Below are 3,301 nucleotides of genomic sequence, written 5' to 3'. Positions count from 1 at the left end.
CCTCTAAAAATCAGAGTGGAAATTTATATTTGGCTGGATTATTTTTTAGAGGTTCTTTTGAGAATCGGCTGTTATCCTGTGAGAAAACAAAGATAAATGGAGGAAATGTAATTATGATCAGACAGCACATATGGAAACGGGGGACGGCACTTACAGCTGCCATGGTTCTTGCCCTGACTCCGGGACTTGCCGGATGCGGAAATAAGGAAAATGCAGATAATACAAAAAAAGAAAAAACAGACGCAAAGGATACACAAAAAGAAGAAAAAACAATGGGCCGTTATCTGGAGGAGGATGTAGCTCTTCCGGATAACTGCGGAGATATTCTTGATATGACTCTTCTGGAGGATGGAACCCTAAGAGTCTGCTATTATAAAGGAGATGATGTCTTCTATTTAGATTCCTCTGACGGAGGAACGTCCTGGAAAGACCCTGTGAACCTTTCAGAGGTTTTGAAGGTAGATACGTCGAAATATGGTCTTTCTTATCCGAAGCTGGGTGCAAACGGAGGGATTTTTGTATCTGCGTATGTTGCTTCAGGAGAATCCGAAGAGCACAGGCATTACTACATGGCGCCGGACGGAAGCGTAAAGGAACTGGATCTTTCTCAGACCCTTGCAAGCGCTTATATTTCGGAAGCACGTTTTACTGATCGGGGAAACCTGATTATCAATGATTTTTCAACTGCCCTTGTAGAAATTAATCCTCTTGACGGAAGCGTTGTGAAAAAATACGAGGAAGGAAGCGTTGTTTCCTGTTTTGCTCCCATAGGGAAGTATCTGGTGGCTGTTACCAATTCCACAGTCCATTATTACGATATGGAAACAGGGGAGCCTCTTGAGGATGCGGCGGCCCTGACAGAGCAGATTTCAGAAGACGAAGGCAACCTTGAGCTTACCAGTACAACTTCCTATCCTCTTGTATTTTCAAAGGGTGAAGAGGAAGACTGTCTTTTTTATGCAGAGGAGGGCGGCGTTTACCGTTACTCCTTTAAGGGAAGCGTAGTGGAAGAGGTGATTGACGGAAATTTGACCAGTCTCTCTTCTCCTGATATTTCTTTTGTAGCAATGGCGAGAGATCAGGACGGAAACTTTTATGTGGCAGTTCAGGACAGCTCCGCAGATATGGGGCATATGGGAAGGATTTTAAAGTATACCTATTCCCCGGATACACCGGCAGAGCCTGATACAGAGCTGACTGTATATTCTCTTTTGGACAATTCTTATATTCGTCAGGTGGCAGCTGTTTTCCAGAAGAAATATCCGGATATTTATCTGAATCTGGAAGTAGGAATGACAGGGGAAGACGGAATGACAACTACAGATGCCCTAAAAACGCTGAATACGGAAATTATGGCTGGGAACGGACCGGATGTGATGATCCTGGACGGTATTCCGGAGGATACTTATATAGAAAAGGGCATGCTTGCAGATATCAGCAGTATTCTGGATAAGGCGGAAGAAGAGGATGGAATACTGGATAATATCAGGGAGTCCTACAGGGAGGAAGACGGCAGCCAGTATGTAATGCCGCTAAAATTCAGTATTCCCCTGATACAGGGAAACAAAGAGGATGTAGAAAAAGCCGGGGACATTGTTTCTATGGCTGACATGCTGGAAAGCTATCAGGCGGAATACACAGAAATGAATATGCCTCTTTCTCTTATGGGAGTTGGACCGGAAGGATTTTTAAAGACCTTTGCTGATGTAAATGCTCCTGCATGGCAGAAGGAAGATGGCTCTCTGGATGAAGAGGCAGTCAAAGAATATCTGGAGCAGGCAGGCCGGATCTATGCCGCAGGAAAAGAAAGTATGGATTATATCAAAGAAATGGCAGGAGATTATGTTTACAGCCTCAGTGAGCTGCCCATTTTAAGTAATGTCAGCGGCTCTGTGATGTCTCTTCTGGGAGGCTATGTAAAGATGGCTGCAGGAAGACTGGCTTCTCCGGAAGATCTTGCAAATATGTACAGTCTGGAGCAGAAATTGGGAGATATCACTCACAGATTATGGAACGGACAGGCACAGAACTGTTTTATTCCGGCTCAGACAGTGGGAATCAGCTCCAAAGCAGAACAGAAGGAGGCTGCTGAAAAGCTGGTGGAATTCCTGTTTACGAAGGAAGGGCAGGAAATCGGAAGCAGCAGCGGATTTCCAGTAAACGAAGCTGTCTATGACAGCGAAGATTACTGGGCGGCAGGAGACGACCAGGGACGTCTGGGTACATCCGGAAGCGGCAATGCGAATACCGGTGAGTATGTGGAAATGGAAATCGTCCGGGCGGATGAAAAGACTACAAAGGAAATTCAGGAGCTTGGAAAAACGCTTACCACTCCTTCCAGGGGAAATGAGATTATCCTGAGTGCTGTTGCAGAAAACGGAACCAGATATCTGAATGGAGAAATCAGCCTTGAAGAGGCAGCTAAGGGAGCCATCCAGCAGGTAAATCTTTATCTGGCAGAGTAAATAAAAAAGGAATCGCGGACAGAAGTTCTGCGATTCCTTTTTTACTCGATTTACTGAAAGACCTCAAGCTGATATCCAATTCCCCGGACGGTTCGTATCTGCATCGTGCTTTCTACAGTTTTCAGTCTTCTCCGGAGGAAATGAATGTAATTATCCAGATTACCTTCTTCCACATCTGCCTCCAGTCCCCATACCCGGGAGAGAAGCAGCTGTCTGGGAAGAGTCTGGCCGGGATTTCTAAGAAATACCTCCATAAGTTCTCCTTCCCGGCTGGACAGGGTACATGTTTTTTCCCGACTGGACAGAGTTCTTGTTTCCGGGACAAAAGAAACGTCGCCCAGAGAAATAGATTTCACGGAATCCTGATAAACCGCCGGACGCCGCAGCAGGCACCGGATCCTTGCCAGAAGCTCCTCAAAAGCAAAGGGCTTGACCATATAGTCATCTGCGCCTCCGTTCAGTCCTGTCAGCCGGTCGTTAAGTTCGCCAAGAGCAGTAAGCATCAGTACCGGTGTTCCGATCTGACGGGACCGGGCCTCCTTTAATACTTCTATTCCATTCATATGGGGGAGCATACGGTCCAGGATCACCAGATCAAAGGGAGCTTCCTGCATATAATAAAGTCCTTCTTCTCCGTCGTGACAGGCAGTTACGGAAAATCCCTCCTGTTCCAGTCGAAAAGAGATTGCTTCACATAATTCTTTGTCATCTTCGATCATTAAAATATTCATATGGATACCTCGTATTATTTTCTTTTTCCCAGCAGAAACCCCACTGCATTTTTATACTATCATAGCATATTTTAAAAAAGCTTTCTAAAAATAATCTCTAATCTG

General features: G+C 45.3%; 2 protein-coding genes. One reads left to right on the top strand and one right to left on the bottom strand.

All coding sequences use genetic code 11. The features are described from left to right. Nucleotides 1–113 precede the first annotated feature (113 nt). On the top strand, nucleotides 114–2,465 hold the full coding sequence (locus RDS42_RS13535) for an ABC transporter substrate-binding protein (RefSeq protein WP_308784117.1): 2,352 nt from the start codon (nucleotides 114–116) through the stop codon (nucleotides 2,463–2,465). Nucleotides 2,466–2,515: 50 nt separating this feature from the next. On the opposite strand, the gene RDS42_RS13530 is transcribed toward RDS42_RS13535, so the two are convergent. After that, complete coding sequence (locus RDS42_RS13530) at nucleotides 2,516–3,196, bottom strand: response regulator transcription factor (RefSeq protein WP_308784116.1); 681 nt, start codon at nucleotides 3,194–3,196, stop codon at nucleotides 2,516–2,518. Nucleotides 3,197–3,301 lie beyond the last annotated feature (105 nt).

This window comes from uncultured Blautia sp. (genome assembly GCF_902497045.1).
Taxonomy (GTDB): domain Bacteria; phylum Bacillota; class Clostridia; order Lachnospirales; family Lachnospiraceae; genus Blautia_A.
This window is presented reverse-complemented; position numbering and strand designations above follow the sequence as displayed.